13 protein-coding genes are annotated in these 19,135 nt (G+C 67.3%); 11 read left to right on the forward strand and 2 right to left on the reverse strand.

Translation table 11 applies throughout. The features are described 5' to 3' along the window. Positions 1-50: 50 nt before the first annotated feature. Positions 51-1,268, reverse strand: a complete 1,218-nt coding sequence (gene wecB / locus HWX07_RS33505; RefSeq protein ID WP_175879227.1) for a UDP-N-acetylglucosamine 2-epimerase (non-hydrolyzing) — start codon at positions 1,266-1,268, stop codon at positions 51-53. Between the two features lie 1,179 nt (positions 1,269-2,447). Here wecB and HWX07_RS33510 point away from each other — a divergent pair. The 7 genes from HWX07_RS33510 (at position 2,448) to glmS (ending at position 12,341) form a co-directional block, all read left to right on the forward strand. Further along, positions 2,448-4,010, forward strand: a complete 1,563-nt coding sequence (locus HWX07_RS33510; protein ID WP_175879228.1) for a glycosyltransferase — start codon at positions 2,448-2,450, stop codon at positions 4,008-4,010. Between the two features lie 3 nt (positions 4,011-4,013). After that, positions 4,014-5,009 carry a polymer-forming cytoskeletal protein gene (locus HWX07_RS33515; RefSeq protein ID WP_175879229.1) on the forward strand — a complete coding sequence of 332 codons (996 nt, stop codon included), beginning with the start codon at positions 4,014-4,016 and terminating at the stop codon, positions 5,007-5,009. Between the two features lie 10 nt (positions 5,010-5,019). Beyond that, a complete protein-coding gene (locus tag HWX07_RS33520) occupies positions 5,020-6,033 on the forward strand; it encodes a YaiO family outer membrane beta-barrel protein (protein ID WP_012328267.1) in 1,014 nt (337 codons plus the stop codon). A 13-nt stretch (positions 6,034-6,046) separates the two neighbouring features. Continuing rightward, on the forward strand, positions 6,047-6,817 hold the full coding sequence (locus HWX07_RS33525; RefSeq protein ID WP_175879230.1) for a hypothetical protein: 771 nt from the start codon (positions 6,047-6,049) through the stop codon (positions 6,815-6,817). Between the two features lie 334 nt (positions 6,818-7,151). Next, the gene (locus HWX07_RS33530) at positions 7,152-9,293 is read left to right on the forward strand and encodes a polysaccharide deacetylase family protein (protein ID WP_175879231.1); all 2,142 of its coding nucleotides are present in this window, start codon (positions 7,152-7,154) and stop codon (positions 9,291-9,293) included. A 92-nt stretch (positions 9,294-9,385) separates the two neighbouring features. Continuing rightward, positions 9,386-10,474, forward strand: coding sequence for a hypothetical protein (locus HWX07_RS33535; RefSeq protein ID WP_027813716.1), 1,089 nt, complete (start codon positions 9,386-9,388; stop codon positions 10,472-10,474). 49 nt (positions 10,475-10,523) lie between these two features. After that, complete coding sequence (gene glmS / locus HWX07_RS33540; RefSeq protein WP_175879232.1) at positions 10,524-12,341, forward strand: glutamine--fructose-6-phosphate transaminase (isomerizing); 1,818 nt, start codon at positions 10,524-10,526, stop codon at positions 12,339-12,341. A 191-nt stretch (positions 12,342-12,532) separates the two neighbouring features. Here the strand turns inward: glmS and HWX07_RS33545 are convergent, their stop codons facing one another. Next, positions 12,533-13,318 carry a helix-turn-helix transcriptional regulator gene (locus tag HWX07_RS33545; RefSeq protein ID WP_012328264.1) on the reverse strand — a complete coding sequence of 262 codons (786 nt, stop codon included), beginning with the start codon at positions 13,316-13,318 and terminating at the stop codon, positions 12,533-12,535. Positions 13,319-13,537: 219 nt separating this feature from the next. On the opposite strand from HWX07_RS33545, the gene HWX07_RS33550 reads away from it, so the two are divergent. From HWX07_RS33550 to fhuB, 4 genes are read left to right on the forward strand one after another with little or no spacing between them, the layout of a single operon-like run. After that, complete coding sequence (locus HWX07_RS33550) at positions 13,538-15,220, forward strand: cyclic peptide export ABC transporter (RefSeq protein WP_175879233.1); 1,683 nt, start codon at positions 13,538-13,540, stop codon at positions 15,218-15,220. After that, positions 15,217-16,047: an ATP-binding cassette domain-containing protein gene (locus HWX07_RS33555; protein ID WP_175879234.1), complete on the forward strand. Its 831-nt coding sequence runs from the start codon at positions 15,217-15,219 to the stop codon at positions 16,045-16,047. The genes HWX07_RS33550 and HWX07_RS33555 overlap by 4 nt, the downstream gene beginning before the upstream one ends. Then, positions 16,044-17,015, forward strand: a complete 972-nt coding sequence (locus HWX07_RS33560) for an iron-siderophore ABC transporter substrate-binding protein (protein WP_175879235.1) — start codon at positions 16,044-16,046, stop codon at positions 17,013-17,015. The genes HWX07_RS33555 and HWX07_RS33560 overlap by 4 nt, the downstream gene beginning before the upstream one ends. Beyond that, positions 17,008-19,032: a Fe(3+)-hydroxamate ABC transporter permease FhuB gene (fhuB, locus tag HWX07_RS33565; protein WP_244130064.1), complete on the forward strand. Its 2,025-nt coding sequence runs from the start codon at positions 17,008-17,010 to the stop codon at positions 19,030-19,032. The genes HWX07_RS33560 and fhuB overlap by 8 nt, the downstream gene beginning before the upstream one ends. Positions 19,033-19,135 lie beyond the last annotated feature (103 nt).

Here is a 19,135-nt window from a genome sequence, read left to right on the forward strand (position 1 = left end):
GTTTGACGCCTGCGTCGAACGCGCCGGAAGGCGCTACCGCTCGCCCTTCTTCACGGCGAGCGCAGCGCCTGCAATCCGAGCGTGAGCGCGTTGAACGGCATTTCCGCGGCGCCCATCGAGAAACTCGTCGTCTTCGTGGGCACGCCGGGCGTGCGCATCAGCGCATGAACGATCCGCTCGCTCGCATGGCCGTCGCCGTACGGGTTGCTTGCGCGCGACATTTCCTCGTAAGCGCTCTCGCTGTCGAACAACCTCGACGCCTCCCACACGATCCGCTCCTGGTCGGTGCCGACGAGCCGCGCGGTGCCGGCCTGAATCGCTTCGGGCCGCTCGGTCGTCTCGCGCGTGACGAGCACCGGCTTGCCGAGCGCCGGCCCCTCTTCCTGAATGCCGCCCGAATCCGTGATGATGAAATACGCGCGCGACATCAGGAATACGAACGACAAATATTCCTGCGGCTCGATCAGATAGATGTTGGGGACGCCGCCGAGCCGTGCGCGTGCCGGCTCCCGCACGTTCGGGTTCAGATGCAGCGGATAGACGAATTGCGCATCGCGATAGCGGCTCGCCAGCGTGCACAGCGCGTCGCAGAAATGCCGGAACGGTTCGCCGAAACTCTCGCGGCGATGGCCTGTGATCAGCACGACGCGCCGCGACGGTTCAAGGAACGGGAAGTAGGCGGCGATCCTGGCCGACAGCTCGGTGGTGCGATCCAGCATGCGCTTGACCTCGTGCAACGCATCGATCACGGTATTGCCGGTCAGCGAAACCGCCCCGCCCGGCACGCCTTCGCTCAGCAGGTTGTCGCGCGCCTGCCCGGTGGGGGCGAAATGCCATGACGACACCGCATCGGTCACGCGGCGATTCAGTTCCTCCGGCCACGGCGACCAGATATCGCCGCTGCGCAAGCCGGCTTCCACGTGACCGACCGGCAGATAGCGATAGAACGCCGCCAGGCTCACCGCGAGCGTGGTAGTCGTATCGCCGTGCACCAGCACGATGTCCGGCCGCAATTCGTCGAAGACCATGCCGATCGCCTGCAGAATGCCGGTCGTCACGTCGGTCAGCGTCTGGCCTTGCCGCATCAGGTTGAGATCGTAGTCGGGCTTGATGTCGAACAGCGTCAGCACCTGATCGAGCATTTCGCGATGCTGCGCGGTCACGCACACCCGGGCGTCGACATCCGCCTGCGCCTTCAGCGCGCGCACCAGCGGCGCCATCTTGATGGCCTCCGGCCGAGTCCCGAACACAAGCAAGATCTTCTTCATCGTTATCCTCGTTTAGCCACTTCGCGCCTGGCGATCCGGCACGTGGCGCGAAGCATGTATTCGGGCGGCGCATCCCGTACTCGCACGCGATCAACACGCGGCGGTGTTGCGGGGCGAGCGCACCACCTCGTTCGCACGATCGAAGCCGCGCGAATCGTCGTACTACCGGCGTCCCGTCGTCCTGGATCGTTCACGTCATGAGCCGTTCCTCGCTGCGTCGAGCATCAGGTCCTCCCACTACAGCAATATTCAAACCAGCCGGCCCGCCTCCCGGCCCGCTTCGTTCCGCGGCCTTCGCGTGCAAACCTCACGTCGCGGAATGTTTCACAACTGCTACGGGCACGCGCATCGCCGGATCGGCGCGACAACGATAAACAGCCGGACGCGCGCACGATCCGTCTGACGACGTCGTCCGAGGAATCGTGCATGCATGTCGAGCGCACGCGACATGGCGAATGGCGTGCATCTTTCGACGCGCGTTGCGTCGTCTCGATTCGCCGCTTTCGTCTGTACAGCGTGCAGCGCGCACGCGACCGTCGTCCACCATCGCGCACACCGGATTTCCCTGGCACACGACGGTGCTTGCCTCACACGAATCGGTGCGCGGGAAATGTTGCGAATGTGTAACGCCACGCCCAAACCGGCAAATACATCGGACTCCCGTCCATTTGTCTCATGTGAAAGCGGCGTTCGTTCAGCGCGCCGGGCCGACGCGCACACGACGCACGACACACGACGGTCAGCCATGCCAAGCCGCACCGACAATGCGGCACGACAAGTTGGACCGCCCCGGTCGCCACGCAACATGTTCGAATGCGTGCGACCGCCCCCGCGGGGTCGAATGCGGCGCGCGCGCTGATTCGTCAGTGAATCAAAACACGCCGCCCGCGCGCCTTCCGCATTCGCCTGCGGCGCTCGCCCCCTTGTCGCGCGGGGCATGCCGGCAGATGGCGCACGCCTTGCTTAATGTCAGACAGGTGCGTCCCGAAGCACTCGCACGTCAGCAAACAGACGGGACGCCAAAGCAACGAAGCCGGGAGGCGACGCGACGCGTCCGTCCGGGGCACCGACAACCGCCCCTGTGCGACGAACGCGTCACCGCCTTCCATTGACAACCGCGCGATCCACGGAGCGCCTTCAGCTCTCATCGGTCGTCGTCGCGGGCACGGGGACCAGGACATGACGAAAACGCGGACGGCGTCACTCTGCGAGCAAGGCATCCTGCTGCTGATCGTGCTGACCTGCTCGCTGGTCGTGCGCGACACCGGATTGCGGGCGATTGCCGAACCGGCCCAATTCAGCGTGCCCGCCGCCAACACCGCGAACGCCGCGAACCTCGCGATCGCGATGGAGCGCACCGCGCTCGATAGCGTCACGCTTTCGCTCGCCGCACAGGCCTCGACCGACACGGACGCGTCGCTCGAACCGCCGCCCGCCACCGCGCCGGGCATCACGTTCGATCCCGAGCTGCTGCTGATGCCGTGCGTGGCGTACCTGTGGCTGTTCACGCTGCTGACGTGCGCGTATGCCGCGCGGCATTACGTATTCAGCCTCGACCGCCTGTTCAAGCCGCAACATGCGCCTTACCGGACGATGACCCACGGCGATTGGCCGCGGCTCACGGTATTCGTCGCCGCCCACAACGAGGAAACGGTCATCGTCGATTGCCTGATGGCGCTGCTGGCCACGACCTACCCGCGCGACCGGCTCACGATCATCCCGGTCAACGACCGCTCGACCGACAACACGCGTGCGCTGATCGACGAGGTCCGGGCACTCGCGCCCGAGCTGATCCAGCCGTTTCACCGCGAAACCGGCAAGCCGGGCAAGGCAGCCGCGCTGAAGGACGCGCTGCGGTTCATCCGCGGCGACATCATGGTGGTATTCGACGCCGACTACCTGCCTCGACCGGGGCTGCTGAAGGAACTCGTCGCGCCGTTCTTCGATCCGGAAGTCGGCGCGGTGATGGGCCGTGTCGTGCCGCAAAACGCCGACAGCAACCTGCTCGCGCGGCTGCTCGATCTCGAGCGCGCGGGCGGCTACCAGGTCAACCAGCAAGCCCGCAACAATCTCGACCTGGTGCCGCAGTACGGCGGCACGGTCGGCGGCATCCGCAAGGGTGCGCTCGATGCCGTGGGCGGCTGGTGCGACGACACGCTCGCCGAAGATACCGACATGACCTACCGCCTGCTGCTGAGCGACTGGCGTACGGTCTACCTCAACCACGCCGAATGTTATGAGGAAGTGCCGGAGCGCTGGGCCGTCCGCGCCCGGCAACTGACCCGCTGGGCGAAGGGCCACAACCAGACGATGCTGCGCTATCTGGTGCCGGTGCTGCGCAATCCGCTGATCTCGCGGCGCTGCCGGCTCGACGGCGCACTGCTGCTCGGCGTGTTCACGATGCCGGCGCTGCTCGCGATCGCGTGGAGCGCCGCGCTCGCGCTCTACCTGTTCAACGGCGTCAACTCGACCGCGCTCGGCCTGCTTCTGTCGCTGTTCGCGCTCTTCTCGTTCAGCACCTTCGGCAACTTCGGCGTGTTCTTCGAGATCGTCGTCGCCGCGCGGCTCGACGGCCGCGCGACACGCCTGCGGCTCGTGCCAATCAACGTCGTCGGCTTTTGCGTGACGATCGCGGCGGTCGTCTCCGCGCTCTGGGGACTCGCGCTCGATGCCGCGTTTCGCCGCGAACTGAAATGGGACAAGACCGAGCGTTTTCGCCGGCAGTTGAAACCGGAGCGATGAGCGATGACGACCTTCAATGTGATGGTGCCGGTGGCCGGCGTACTCGCCCTGCCGTTCCTGCCGATGCTGCATGAACTGATCCGGCGCAGCGACGTCGCGGCGCTACCGATCGGCGACGGGCCGTTCGTCGATCAGGCGCTGCTCGCCGCGCGCTGGCACGACGCGCTGCGCGCGCACGTGGCCGGCACGCCGCCGGCGGATGCGTCGGCCGCGCCGCCGTGGCAAACGCTCGGGCTGGCCGTGCAGCATGCGGACGCGATCCACGTCGCACGTGACGCGCATCGCGACGACGTGCTCTACGCCGATCGCACGATCACGCTCGACGAAGGTGCGCAGGCCGGGTACGCGTTCGCCGACGAGTACATCGACATCCATGCCGGTGCGACGATCGGCACGCTCGCGCATGCGCCGCTGATCGACGTCGACGACGCGGTACTGCGCGGCGTCGTGGTCGGCGACACGGTACGCCTGCGCGGCGCCGGCGGCTTCGCGTGCCTGTATGGCGAGCCGCTCGTCTTCGGCGCGGCGCCCGGCCCGCGACCCGCGGACACACCGGCCGCCCCGCGCCGCGCGATTTCGCTCACCCGCCACTTCGCATCGCTGCCGCATCGCTTCCTGCACGGCCGTTACCTGCTGCCGTGCGACGTTCGCCTGCCCGCGCACACGGTCGTGCAGGGCAACCTGATCGTCGAAGGCGCGCTCGTCCTCGGCGAAGGCTGCGTGCTGCGCGGCAGCGTCAAGGCGCATCGCGTCGAACTCGAACGTCATGCGTTGCTGCACGGCGCGGTATTCGCGCGCGACGACGTGTTGCTCGCCCACGCGAGCTGCATCGACGGCGTCGTGTCGGCCGGCGGTCTGCTGCGACTGACGGGGGCGCGCATCGGCGTCGCCGGTCATCCGGTCAGTGCGTGCGCGCGCGACGTCTCGGTCGTCAATCATGCCTGCGTGCATGGCGACCTCGTGGCGTGGCGCAGCGGCTGGTTCCATACATCCCGTTAAGGAGCGCCTCATGTCCGATCGCCCCAGCCATCGCGGCTCGCGCGTGCCGGTTGCCACCCTCGCGATGCTGTGCGGCGTCGCCTTCGGCGCGCCCGCGGCGCTGGCGGAGCAGCCTGACGATGCCGCCGCCACGCCGGCCGTGCAGCCTCCGGACCCCGCGACCGTCATCACGCCACGGATGCGCGACGAGTCGATGTTCGTGCGCGTGGACGCCGAAGGCCTGCCGGACGGCGTGCCGCTCGCCGAGTTCACGCCCGAGGATACGAACCGGCCGCCGCTGCCCGATGCAGTCGTCACGCATGTGCAGGCGCCGCAGGAATCGCACACCGAATTGACGCTCGGCTATTCGAACGCACACCTGACGCACGGCTACGGCGACTGGTACGGCGTGCATCTGCGCGGCGTCTACCAGGATGGCGGCCGTACCGTGCTAGGCGAACTGGCGCAACTACACCGCTTCGGCGAGAACACGCAGCTCGGCGCGCTGACCTACGTGCAGGACCTCGGCCCCGACTGGTTCGGCGGGATCGGCTTTTCCGGCACCACATCGGGCACGATCCTGCCGAGTGCGCGCGTCGACGTGTCGATCAACCGCAAGCTATTGTCCGATCGTTCGCTGGTCGTGTCGCTCGGCGCCGGCTACGCATGGAACCGCAGCGGCCACCGCGATCAGCTGTATCACGCCGGCGTGATCTGGTATGCACTGCCGAAGTGGATTTTCGAGGCGGGCGCGAACTATACGGTCGATTCACCCGGATCGGTGAAGGCGCCGGCGTACTACGGCGCCGTCACCTACGGCGAAGTCGGCAAGAGCGTGATCGTGCTGCGCGGCGGCGTCGGCCGCGAGGCGTATCAGGTCACCGGGTCCGGCACGCAGATCGCGGATTTCCGCAGCCACGAGATCACCGCGAAATGGCGCTACTGGTTCACGCGCAAGTGGGGAACGCAGCTCGAATTCGACTATTACCACAACCCTTACTACTCACGAATCGGCGGCGAGCTCAGCGTCTTCTATCGCTGGTAACCGGGCGGGCGCCATGCAGACGCATCCCGTCCGTCCTCCCGTCGATCGTTCGCTGCGCACCCACGCGCATCCGCAACGCTGGCTGACGTCGATCGCGCTGCTAACGCCCGCGCTGTACGCGTCGCTGTGGTTCGGCTTGCCGCTGGCATGGCGCTACTGGCGCGCGGTCATGGCGTGGGGCGCGCACCAGCTCGATCCGGCGCTTCACGTGATCGTGATCGGTTACCCGTCCGACGCACCGCGCGTGCCGCTGCTGTCGATCGACGTCGCGGCCCGCATGCCGGGCGGCATGCTGCTGGCCGCCACCGCCGCGCTCTGCGCGACCGGCTTCGCCGCATCGTTCATCCGGCGGGCAAGCTGGTTGCCTGTTGCATATCTGTTACGTATCGCGAGCTTCACCCAGCTGCTGATCTGCGCGTACTTCTGGCTCGCGCCCGGCACGTTTCCGTATGTCCCGCAATTGCACCTGCGCGACATGTTCGTGCTGCACGGCGCGGCGATCGCACTGATCCCGCTGGTGATGGCCGCGCTGTACTACCCGCTCGATTTCTCGCTGCTGCAAAAAGCCGTCGCGTCGCTGCTCGTGCTCGGCTACTTCGTGTTCGCGCTGCCGTTCGTGATGCTGCTGCATGCGACGATCATTCATCACGGCTCGCTGCTGTTCTTGCCGTTCTGCTATTTCCTGCTCGGCGGGCCGCTGCTGATCGGCCTGCTGGTCACGCTCTATACCTACTGCGCAAGCTGGCCCGGCGCACTGACGCGCGATCGCGATTCCGTCTGCTGATAGCGCGTCCAAACGCGCCGTATCAGCGATGAAACGAATCCGCCGCGTTTCCGGCCCTGCCGCCCGGCCCGCATCGCAGGAAGCCAGCAGGACCGGGCCTCCTGCGCCAATGGCACGTTGTTCGCTTCTTTCGATACGTCGCATCGAGTCCTCTCATCGGCGAAGGCAGCGCGGCACCCCGGCGCCCTGGCGCAATCCGTCCGCCGTCGACATGCACCGCTCGATACCCGACGAACCGGACAGCCGCACACACCTACGGGGCTGGATTGGTCGACCTCGCGGCACGCGCGTTCCGGCTGCCGCACGCCCCCATTCCTTGAGCGAGGAGCACACCATGTTGGCAAAGTCAGGCAAGTTCTTGCGGATCCTGTTCGCGCTGTTCGCGCTCGCGTTCGCATTCAGTCCGGGCGGCGTTCAGGCGGCCACCAACCAGCTTCTCCTGTTGGTGCCCGATACGCTGACGCTGCCCGATTCGCGCGTGTCCGCATGGCTCGACAGCGCGCAGGAAGAAGGGCTGCAGATCACGGTGATGACCGACAGCCAGTTCATGGCGGCCGGCGCGTCGCTGTCGCAGTATCCGGGCCTGATCCTGCCCGACCAGGTGCATACGACAGCCGCCGACGCGCTCGTGACGGCGATCCAGAACTACGCACTGAACGGCGGCAAGGTGATGCTCGTCTACGATTTCGGTGTACTGAATTCGGCCGGCTTCTACGTCAGCCCGAAATCGCGTTTCAGCAGCATGGCCGGTGTGGACTATGTGCTGTATGACCAATACGGCGGCAACATGATCGGCCTCGGCAACGTGACCGGCATGAGCAGCTGGCTGCGCACGCTCCAGGTGCCTCCCGGCAAGTCGATGGCATGGACCACGGCTTCGTCGAGCACCACGACCGCGACCGCGCTCGCTTCGACGAGCACCTCCTCGGGCACGTCGACGAACGCGTCGTCGGGCAGCGCGCAGTTCCTGGCCGCCAGCCCGTCGAACCCGGGCGGCCTCGCCAATTACAACCACGACGCATGGTTCAAGTACACGACGCCGCCCACGGGCAGCGGCGTGCTGAACGAAACGGCCCCGAAGCTGACCGGCACCGTGACCGGCAAGCTGAAGAAGACCACGACGTATACCGCCAATTCGCTCCTGAGCACGTCGACCGGCAAGACGGCCAACACGCTCGCGTCGACGCTGGCCACCACCAGCGACACGCTCGAAGGCATCTCCGGCTACGTGTACGGCTTCCTCACCTATCCGAGCTTCGTCACGCAGGGGACGTACACCGGCACGACGATCCTGACCTCGCCGACCTTCGGGCTGGTGTCCGGCTACAACACGTACGGCAACGGCGGCGTGCTGTTCGTCAACCTGCCGCTCGCCTACCTCGACGGCCAGACCGACGGCATGCTGATTCACGGCTACCTGCATTATTTCGGTACGCAGATGCTGAACCTGCCGTCGCTGTCGCCGCTGCCGAAGGCAATGGCCGGGCTCGTGTTCAACTGGCACTTCTGCGCGGGCGACCAGATCCAGCCGGCGCTGCAACTGAAGAACCTCGGCGTATGGAACAACGGACCGTTCTCGCTCGTGATCACGGCCGGCCCCGATGAAGCGACCTTCGGCGACGGCAACGGCGTCAACCTCGCGAACAACCCGACCGCGCAAAATCTCGTCAAGTATTTCCTGACCAAGGGCCATCGCGTCGGCAGCCACGGCGGCTGGATTCACGATTACTGGGGGGCGAATGCGAGCGAAACGAACGCGAGCACGTTCACGCAGTACCTCGTGATGAACCATCAGGCCGTCCAGGCCGCGACCGGCCAGCCGGACGTCGAGTACGCGGCGCCGGAAGGCAACACGCCGACCTGGTCGGTCAACTGGCTCGAAAGCAACGGCTTCAACGGCTACTACTTCACCGGCCACACCGGCTCGGCACCGACCCGCGCATACCGCAACGGCGCGCTGCTGAACCCCGGCCTGTGGGCGTACCCCGTGATGCCGTTCGGCAAGTACGCGACGTTCGAGGAGTTCCAGCAATACGCGGTGCCGACCGCCGACGTGAACAACTGGTACGCATCCCTGATGAACTTCGTCGTCGCGAACCGCACGAGCCGGCTGATCTACGCGCATCCGCTGGGCGCGTCGTCCTACACGTCGACGTTGTCCGCGATCTTCTCGCAAGCCAATACGCTGAAACTGGCGGGTCAGTTCAAGTGGTACACGATGAGTGACATCACGACCTTCGATCGCGCACGCCTGAACGTCACGTGGTCAGCCACCGACACGGGCAGCGGCTGGACGTTCGCCGCCAGCCATCCGACCAGCCTCGCGAACATGACGTGGCTGCTGCCGAAGAAGGGCTTCGCGCTGCCGGTCATCACGCAAGGCTTCGGCAGCGTCGTCATCACCGACTCGACGTACTGGCTCGTGACCGCGAACAGCGGCACCAGTCTCAAGTTCACCAGCGCCAAGGTGCACTGAGCCGCGACATCGACACCCCCGCCGGCGCGCGACGCGGCCAACGCCGCGCCCGGCGGGATTTGCGCAGGACCATCGCGCAGGAGCCCCCCATCATGAACCGGCCCGCGCTTTTCCCGGCCGCACGCGCACGCGTGGCGGCCACCGCCCGGCTATGCCGCCTCTGGTGCGTCGCCTGCTGTGTCGCCGCGTGCGGCGTCGCGCTGCAGGCGAGCGCCGCCGAACTCCAGCTCAACGGACTCTACCAACGCCCCGACGGTGCGATCACCGTGCGCCTGAACGGCGCCGGCATCGATCCTTACTTCGCGGCGAAGGCGTTGCTCGGCGCCGCCGATGCGGGGCTCGACGCCCATCAGGCCGCACTCGCCTGGATCGCGTGGCTGCTGCCGCGCCAGCGCCCGGACGGCGGGTTCGATCGCTACTGCGTGAAGAGCGGCCAGTACAGCTCATGCGCCGAAGCCGACGCCGACGATGCGATGATGGCGACCTGGATCGAACTGCTCGCCCGCTTCGCGCCGCCCGAGGGCCTGCCCGCCGCATGGGAACTCAGCCTCGATCGCGCGGCCGCGCACCTGGACGCGCTGCTCAGCAAGCCCGCGGGCGTCTATCAGATCTCGTCGACGCTGCACGTCGCGCTGCTGATGGACAACGTCGAGGTCCACAGCGCGTTCCAGGCGCTCGCCGCGTATTACGTCCGGCATGGCGACGCCACGCGCGCCGGCCCGTGGAGCCAGCGCGCCGACCGGCTCGCGTCCGCGATCCTGAAGGTGTTCTGGCGCGGCACGCAGTCCGGCTTTCGCGCGAGCACGCAGCGCATCAGCGACACGACGTTCTATCCAGCGAAAGTCGCGCAGGTCTTTCCGCTTCTTTCCGGCATTCAGGTTCCCCAGCAATCGAACGAGACGATCTACGCGCAGTGGATGCAGAAGTACGGCAAGACCTGGCTGCAACTCGCCAGCTCCGACTATCCGTGGGGCTTGATCGCACTGGTCGCATTCAAGATGAACGACATGAACACGGTCGCGTGCTGGCATGCACGATCGGGGCCGTACCGGCACGGCGCGCACTGGAATGTACTCGAGGAGGCGCTTTACCTGGCATTCGAAAGTCGGATGGCCGACCCGGTCGCACCCGCTCAATGCGGCTTCACGACGGCGGCGACAACGGAGACCGCGTCACGCTGATCCACGCGTGCGCACGGTCCGGGGAAATCTACAGGCAAGGAGACGTGTCATGTGTGGCATCGTCGGCGCGGTCGCGCAACGGGATATCGTCCCGATTCTGATCGAAGGTTTGCGCCGCCTCGAATATCGCGGCTACGATTCATGCGGGGTGGCGACCGTCGTCGACGGCCAGGCACGCCGCGAGCGCAGCATGTCGCGCGTCGCCGATCTCGACGCCCACGTGCGCAGTGCCGGCCTCGCCGGCAGCACCGGCATCGCGCACACGCGCTGGGCAACCCACGGCGCGCCCGCGACGTGCAACGCGCATCCGATCTTCTCGCGCGACGAAATCGCGCTGGTGCACAACGGCATCATCGAGAACCATGAAACGTTGCGCAAGCAACTTTCCGAAGAGCACTACGAATTCGACGGCCAGACCGACACCGAGGTGGTCGCGCATCTGATCCACAGCAAGTATCGCGGCGACCTGCTCGCCGCCGTGCGCGATGCGACCTCGCAACTGCACGGCGCCTACGCGATCGCGGTGTTCAGCAAGCACGAGCCGCAGCGGCTGATCGGCGCGCGGGCCGGCTCGCCGCTCGTCGTCGGCGTGAAGGACGGCGAATGCTTTCTCGCGTCCGACGCGCTCGCGCTCGCCGGCATCACCGACCGCTTCATCTTTCTCGAGGAAGGCGACATCGTCGAGTTGACGCCGGGCGGCGTGCGGGTACTCGATCGCACCGGCGCGCCGATCGAACGCGCGATACAAACCATTTCGTCCGCGCAGGATGTGGTCGAGCTCGGCCCCTACCGGCACTTCATGCAGAAGGAAATTTTCGAGCAGCCGCAGGCCGTGGCCGCGACGATCCCCGATGCCGGGCTGTTCGATCCCGCCGTATTCGGCCCGGACGCCGCGCGCGCGTTCGAGCAGATCGACAACGTGCTGATCCTCGCGTGCGGCACGAGCCACTACTCCGGCCTGACGGCACGCCGCTGGCTCGAGACGATCGCACGCATCCCCGCGCAGGTCGAGATTGCGAGCGAATACCGCTACAGCGACGCGCTCGCGACGCCGAATACGCTGGTGGTCAGCGTGTCGCAATCCGGCGAGACCGCCGACACGCTCGCCGCGCTCAAGTACGCGCAGGCGCTCGGCCACATCGACACGCTGGCGATCTGCAACGTCCCGACCAGCGCGATGATACGCCAGACCGGCCTGCGCTTCCTGACGCGGGCCGGCCCGGAAATCGGCGTCGCGTCGACCAAGGCGTTCACGACGCAACTCGTCGCGCTGTTCATTCTCGCGGTGACGCTCGGGCGGCTGCGCGGCTACGTCGACGACGCGCAACTCGCGCGCTATACGACGCAGTTGCGGCGCCTGCCCGGCGCGCTCGAAGACGTGCTGGGGCTGGAGTCGCAGATCGCGCGCTGGGCGGCGGAATTCTCGCGGCATGAAAACGCGCTGTTTCTCGGGCGCGGGCTGCACTACCCGATCGCGCTCGAAGGCGCGTTGAAGCTGAAGGAGATTTCGTATATCCACGCGGAAGCGTATCCGGCGGGCGAGCTGAAACACGGGCCGCTCGCGCTCGTCACGCACACGATGCCCGTTGCCACGATCGCGCCGAACGATGCGCTGCTCGAAAAGCTCAAGTCGAACATGCAGGAGGTGCGGGCACGCGGCGGGCAGCTTTACGTGTTCGCGGATGCCGATACGCGGATCGACAACGGCGAAGGCGTGTCGGTGCTGCGAATGCCGGATTACTACGGGTTGTTGTCGCCGATTCTGCACGTCGTGCCGTTGCAGTTGCTCGCGTATCACGCGGCGTGCTTGCGGGGCGCGGATATCGACAAGCCGAGGAATCTGGCGAAATCGGTGACAGTGGAGTGACGTGTCTGCGTAACCGGACGCAGCGGGCGTCGCGACCGTCGTATTCCGGGACGCCTTGATCAGCGCATCGAAGGCGCGTCCTTCTTCGGGAGTGTGTCGACACAGCGGCCGTTTCAACGTCGACGCAGTCGAATCGATCCGCCACGGACCGGCGTCGCGACGTCGCCGGGCCGGCCCGCGTCGTGCCTGGCTCAACTCGCCGCGAGATATCGCTGCGGCGATTCGCCCGTGATCCGTCGGAACATGACGATGAACGCGCTCGCGCTGCGATACCCGAGATCTTTCGCGACCCGCGCGACCGACTGGCCGAGCGCGAGCCGTGTCATCGCTTCCGCGACACGCATCTGCTGCCGCCAGGCCACGAACGTCAGCCCCGTCTCGGCATGCAGCCGGCGCGCGAGCGTACGGCCGCTCGCGCCGAATTGCTCACCCCAGAAGTCGAGCGTGAGATCGCTCGCGGGGTCGTTCATCATGTGCTCGCACAGCTTGAGCAGGCGCTCGTCGCGCGGCAGGGGCACACCCGGCTCGGCAAGGCTCGGCGTTTCCGCAAGCACTTTCATCAGCAACGACGCGGCGAGCCCGGCACGGCTCGTGGCCGTATAGGTATCGGCCCCGTCGACCACCGTGAGCGCGAGCTCCCGCAACAACGCCGACACGGCGATGACCGCCGGTTCTTCCCATGGCCACGGAAACACTTCGGGCTCCATATAGACGCTGCATAGCGCTGTGTCGCCCACCGCGTGCAGTTCGTGATCGACGTCCGACGGCAGCCACACCGCCCGCGACGGCGGGAGCGTCCAGGTGCGGGCCGGCGTGAGCACGCGAACGACGCCCTTGGCTGCAAAGACGAGCTGGCCATGGCGATGCTGATGCCAGGTCACGCGTTCGCCTTGACGGTAATTCACGAGGGTCGCGGCCACCTGGCGCGGCAACGGCACCCGCGCCAGCGGATAGCGCTTGAGCAGAAAGGCCTTCATCGGAGACGGTCGAAAGGAAGTGCGCCATGATATTTCAAATTCACCAAATTTTGTCAAAAAATCGATATCACGTGTCTACCTTTCGGCTGCCGGAGGCATTAATCTCCTTATCCATCAACGGACACGGCCGAATCCCGCCCTCTTTGTTTAATACGTCTCATTCTTATTCATGAGACACAGCATGTGCAGCCAGCACGTCCGCACGACCCTCGACGACTTATGCCTCTGATTGCCTCATTGATCCGCTACTCACGCTGGCTGCTGCCGGTCGCGCTGCTCGCGAGTCTCGCGAGCGGCTTCGCGAACGCGGCGCTCGTGGCACTCATCAATCAGGCGTTGCGGGCGTCGGGCGCACAACTGATGCATCTGGGCGCGCGCTTCGTGCTGCTCGCGGCGCTGGTGCTCGTGACGCGCATCGGCTCGCAGGCGCTGTTCATGTATCTCGGGCAGCGCGTGAAGGCGCACCTGCGCATGCAGACGATCGGACGCATTACCGCCGCGTCGTTCCGCGATCTGGAACGGTGCGGCGCCGCCCGCGCGATGGGCGCGCTGACCCAGGATCTCGACAGCATCGTCGTGTTCTTCGTGAACCTGCCCTCCATTGCGATGCAGGGCGCCGTGATCGTCGGTTGTCTCGCATACCTCGGCATGCTGTCGCTGCCGATCCTCGCCGTCGCGCTGGGCGTGCTCGGGGCAGGCACGCTCGGCACGCACCTGGTGAGCGCCCGCGCGCTGCGTCATCTGCGGGCATCGCGTGACCGCGAGGACAAACTGCTGAACCAGTTTCGTGCGTTGTTCGACGGCGCCAAGGAACTCAAGCTGCATCGCGCGCGCGCGGATGCGTTCGTCGGCGGCCAGCTCGCGCCGCACGTGGAAGCGGTGCGCGTGCAGCGCACGCGCGGCTATGTGCTGCACGCGCTCGCGGCAAGCTGGGGCAATTTGCTGCTGTTCGGCTTCGTCGGCCTGACGACTTTCGTGCTCGCGCATCTGTTCGGCGCCGACGCACACGTCATGTCGGGCTACGCGCTCGTGTTCCTGTATCTGATCATGCCGGTCGAAGGACTGCTCGCGGCGCTGCCGTCGCTCAGCGCCGCACGCGTTGCGTTCGAACGCATCGGCGCGCTCGAAGCGGCACTGCCTGCCGAACAAGGCAATCATGCCGATTCCGATACCGCCGCCACCGCCGCCGGTGGATTCTCGCGCGTCGCGTTCGAAGGCGTCGAACATCGCTACGTGCGCGAAAGCGACGACAGCCTGTTCACGCTCGGGCCCATCGACCTCACGTTCGACGCGGGCGAACTCGTGTATCTCGTCGGCGGCAACGGCAGCGGCAAGACCACGCTCGCGAAGCTGCTCGTCGGCCTGTACGCACCCGAGCGTGGGCGTGTGCTCGTCGACGGCGTCGCCGTGGACGACGCGACACGCGCCGCGTATCGGCAGCGTTTCTCGGTGGTCTTCAGCGATTTTCATCTGTTCGATTCGCTGCTCGGCCTGACCGGCGAACGCGAAGGGATCGCGCAGGCGCTGCTCGTCGCGCTGCAACTCGACCACAAGGTGCGCATCGAGCACGGCGCGTTCTCCACGCTCGCCCTCTCCCAAGGTCAGCGCAAACGCCTCGCGCTGCTGGTCGCGTTCCTGGAGGATCGGCCGTTCTATGTCTTCGACGAATGGGCAGCCGATCAGGACCCGACCTTCAAGGACGTGTTCTATCGCACGCTTTTGCCCGCGCTGAAGGCGAACGGCAAGACCGTGCTGGTCATCACGCACGACGATCGCTACTTCGATCTCGCCGACCGCCTCGTCAAGCTCGAGAACGGGCGAATCGCCGCGATTACCGCGAACACGGCCGGCGCGGACGATGCGCGGCGTACGGGCGGCGACGACATGGCGAGCGCCGCATGAGCGAAATCGTGCGCGACGACGCGGCCCGCGCCACCTGCGTCGATACCGGCAATGCCGCGACGTTCTCGCTCGAACGCGTGTCGTACGTCGCCAGCGGCCGTCCCCTGCTGCAATCGATCGATCTCGCGATCGAACCCGCATGCGTGACCGGGCTCGTCGGGCACAACGGTTCGGGCAAATCCACGCTCGTCAAATTGCTCGCCCGTCAGCTCACCCCCACTGCCGGCACGATTCGCTACGCGGGCCAGCCGCTCGCCGGCTGGGGCGCACGCCAGTTCGCGCGTCAGGTCGCATACTTGCCGCAGCAGACGCCGCCCACCGACGGCATGACCGTGCACGAACTGGTCGCCCTCGGGCGTTATCCGTGGCATGGCGCGCTCGGCCGCTTCGGGGAAGAAGACGCCGCGCACGTCGAGCGCGCGATGCGTGCCGCGGATGTGCTCCGTCACGCCGATCGTCCCGTCGACGTACTGTCGGGCGGCGAACGCCAGCGTGCATGGCTGGCGATGCTGGTCGCGCAGGACTGCCGCTGCATGCTGCTCGACGAACCGACGTCGGCGCTCGACCTCAATCATCAGCTCTCCGTGCTCGAACTCGTGCGCACGCTGTGCGCGACGACGGCGATGAGCGCCATCGTCGTTCTGCACGACGTGAACATGGCCGCGCGGTTCTGCGACCGTATCGTCGCGCTGCGCGAGGGCCGTCTGCTGATGCGCGAGCGCGCCGCCGACATCATGGATCCGGTGCGCCTCGAATCGATCTACGGCGTGCCGATGCGCGTGAGCGCCGATCCGGTCAGCGGGCGGCGTCTAGGGTTTCCAGCATGAGCCTGCGCGCTGCGAATCCGCGCCGGCGGCAACTGCTCGTCGCGCTCACTGCGCTCGCCGGCCTGGGCCCGCAGTTCTCCGCGCCCTGCGCCGCCGCGGTCGCACGGTCCCCGCACCGCATCGTGGTGCTCAACTGGGAACTGACGGAAACGCTGCTTGCGCTCGGGCGCGCGCCTGTCGGCATTCCGTTGCCCGACTGGTATGCGAGCGGCATCGTGACGCCGCCGTTGCCGCCCGGCGTCGCCGATGTCGGCCTGCTCTATCAGCCGAATTTCGAAGTGCTGCTCGCGCTCGCGCCCGATCTGATCATCGTCACGCCGGCGCATGCGGCATTGATGACGCCGCTACGACGCATCGCGCCGACGCTCACGCTAGGCGCGTACATGAGCGCCGCACGGCCTCTCGAGGTGCTCTGCGACGAGACGTCCGCGATGGCGCGCGCGATCGATGCGCCGCTACACGCCACCGAACTGATCGCCGCCACGCAACGGGAATTCGCGTCGGCGGCCGCGCGGATCGCGGATATCGGGCCTCACGCGGTGCGGGCCGTGATCGTCACCGAAGCACTCGACGAACGACATCTTCGCGTCTATGGCACCGGTAGCCTGTTCGACGACGTGCTCGCGCGCATCGGTGTCGCCAATGCGGCCCATCCTCGCGGCGCGGCGAGCCGCGCGGTCTCCGCGCCATGGCGTACCTCCGTAACCGGTTCCGCCACCGTCGCGCTGGAACGCCTGTTCGATGTTCCGCACGCGGACATTCTGCTAATCGGTCCGCTGCGCGCGGACGTGCGTGCCGCGCTGAACCAGAGCCCGTTGTGGCGTGCGCTGCCTGCCGTGCGCGAGAAACGCGTCGCAGTACTGCCGGTGATCGCGGCCTTTGGCGGACTCGTGTCGATGCGCCGCTTCGCCGCGGCCGTCTCGAGCGCCCTCGCCACACTGGAGCACGGCGGAGGCGGCCTTGCGTAACCTCGTGCTGACCGCACGCGCCGTGCGGACGAGCGATCGGCGCCTCGCACTGATCGGCGCCTTGGCCGTACTCGCCGCGTGCCTCACCGCCGTGGACGTGTATCGCGCGCTGGCGGGCGCATCCTTCTGGCGCGCGCTCGCGGCCAACGCCGACACGCAGGACGTGGGGGTCTTGCTCGTCCACTACAGCCTGCTGCCGCGCGTCGCGATGACGCTGCTGTGCGGCGCCGCACTCGGTCTCGCGGGCGCGCTGATGCAACAGGTGCTGCGCAATCCCCTCGCGGAACCCATGACGCTCGGGGTATTCCCCGGCGCGTATCTCACGCTGTCTGTCGCGACGATCTGGATGCCCGGCTGGTTGGCCATGGGTCGAAGCACGCTGGCGCTCGCGGGCGGCGCGGCCGCGATGCTCGTCGTGTTCGCGCTGGCATGGGCGCAACGTATGTCGCCGCTCGGCGTGATCCTCGGCGGCATGGTGGTGAACCTGTACTGCGGCGCAATCAGTCTCGCGATCTCGGTGGTGCATTTCGACAGGCTTGCCGGCTTGCAGATCTGGGGCGGCGGCGCGCTCGACCAGAGCGGCTGGCAACCGACGCTGCATCTGGGCATGCAGCTCGCCGCCTGCGCGGGCGGCGCCGCACTGCTCTATCGTCCGCTGAGCCTGTTCGATGCAGGCGACACGACGGCGCGCCATCTCGGTGTCGCGGTCGGATGGGTGCGCGGCGCCGCGTTGTTCGTCGCGGTCGCGCTCACGGCGTTCGTGGTCGCCGAGGTGGGCGTCATCGGCTTCATCGGCCTGGCCGCGCCGTTGCTGGCCCGCCTGGCCGGCGCGCGGCAGCTGCGCGCGCGGCTCGTGTGGTCCCCGCTCACCGGTGCGGCGCTGCTGTGGCTCACCGATGAAATCGTGCGCACGGCCACGCGGGCCGACCTGTTTTCCGCGCACGTGATCGCGACCGGAAGCGCGACCGTGATCGTCGGCGTGCCGCTGCTCGTCGCGTTGCTGCCGCGTTTGCGCACGCGGCCCGATGCGCATGCTGCGGCAGGGCCCCGGCATGATCGTCGCGCGCCGCGTGCGATGGCGCCGGCATGGGCCATGCTGCTACCGCTCGCATGCCTGCTGTCGCTGGCGGTCTCCCGCGGCCCCACCGGCGCGAGCGTCGCAACGCTCACGCAAATCGACGGCCTGCTGTTCTGGCGCGTCCCGCACCTCGTCGCGGCGCTGGCGGCGGGCGCTCTGCTCGCAGTCGCGGGAACACTGCTGCAACGCATGAGCGCGAATCCGATGGCGAGTCCCGACGTGCTCGGTGTAGGCGCCGGCGGCATGTTCGGCATGGTCGCCGTGCTGTTCACGAGTCACCGCCTCGTCCCCGCCGCGCTGGCGGCAGGCTGCGTGGCCGGCACGTTCGCGACGTTGGTGCTGCTCGTCTGGTTCGGACGGCGCGCGCGATTCGCGCCCGAGCGCCTGCTGCTCGTCGGGCTGTCGATCAGCGCGCTATTCAACGCGGTAGTCGGTGCGCTGATGTCGAGCGGCGACCCGCGCGCGGGCGTACTCGTCGATCTGCTGATCGGCTCCACCTACTACGTCGCGCCCGGCATCGCATGGAGCGCCGCGGCACTGGCGCTGCTCGCGCTCGCCGTTGCGCCGTTGACCGGACGCTGGCTTGCCGCTCTCGCGCTCGGTACGGACGTCGCCGCGAGCGTCGGCGTGCCCGTGGGTCGCGCGCGCTTCGCGTTGCTGCTGCTGGCGGCCATGTCGACGGCGGCGGCTACCGTGATTGTCGGGCCGTTGTCGTTCGTCGGGTTGATCGCGCCGCATATCGCACGGTTTTCCGGCGCGCGCCGCCCCGTGCCGCAGCTGTATCTGGCCGCAACGCTCGGCGCGCTGCTGATGGTCACGGCGGACTGGCTCGGGCGGCAGATCGCCTTTCCGCAGGAAATCGCGACCGGTCTCGTCGCCACGTTGCTCGGCGGCCCGTGGCTCATCGCGCTCGTGATGCTGCGCGGGTTGCGACGGTAATCGCATCACGGGTCGCCGGATCCGGCACGAGATCGGTCCGGCGGTGATTCGGCAGTGCATTGATTCAAAGATGGACGAGGCCGTCAGATGCCCGTCGACAACG

The sequence above is a fragment of the Burkholderia sp. BCC0097 genome, from assembly GCF_902832985.1.
In the GTDB taxonomy this organism is placed as follows: Bacteria; Pseudomonadota; Gammaproteobacteria; order Burkholderiales; family Burkholderiaceae; genus Burkholderia; species Burkholderia orbicola.

Bases quoted from the DNA above. Each gene is read 5' to 3' on its own strand.
- wecB (WP_175879227.1), bottom strand. From the start codon at position 1,268: ATGAAGAAGATCTTGCTTGTGTTCGGGACTCGGCCGGAGGCCATCAAG.
- HWX07_RS33510 (WP_175879228.1), top strand. From the start codon at position 2,448: ATGACGAAAACGCGGACGGCGTCACTCTGCGAGCAAGGCATCCTGCTG.
- HWX07_RS33515 (WP_175879229.1), top strand. From the start codon at position 4,014: ATGACGACCTTCAATGTGATGGTGCCGGTGGCCGGCGTACTCGCCCTG.
- HWX07_RS33520 (WP_012328267.1), top strand. From the start codon at position 5,020: ATGTCCGATCGCCCCAGCCATCGCGGCTCGCGCGTGCCGGTTGCCACC.
- HWX07_RS33525 (WP_175879230.1), top strand. From the start codon at position 6,047: ATGCAGACGCATCCCGTCCGTCCTCCCGTCGATCGTTCGCTGCGCACC.
- HWX07_RS33530 (WP_175879231.1), top strand. From the start codon at position 7,152: ATGTTGGCAAAGTCAGGCAAGTTCTTGCGGATCCTGTTCGCGCTGTTC.
- HWX07_RS33535 (WP_027813716.1), top strand. From the start codon at position 9,386: ATGAACCGGCCCGCGCTTTTCCCGGCCGCACGCGCACGCGTGGCGGCC.
- glmS (WP_175879232.1), top strand. From the start codon at position 10,524: ATGTGTGGCATCGTCGGCGCGGTCGCGCAACGGGATATCGTCCCGATT.
- HWX07_RS33545 (WP_012328264.1), bottom strand. From the start codon at position 13,318: ATGAAGGCCTTTCTGCTCAAGCGCTATCCGCTGGCGCGGGTGCCGTTG.
- HWX07_RS33550 (WP_175879233.1), top strand. From the start codon at position 13,538: ATGCCTCTGATTGCCTCATTGATCCGCTACTCACGCTGGCTGCTGCCG.
- HWX07_RS33555 (WP_175879234.1), top strand. From the start codon at position 15,217: ATGAGCGAAATCGTGCGCGACGACGCGGCCCGCGCCACCTGCGTCGAT.
- HWX07_RS33560 (WP_175879235.1), top strand. From the start codon at position 16,044: ATGAGCCTGCGCGCTGCGAATCCGCGCCGGCGGCAACTGCTCGTCGCG.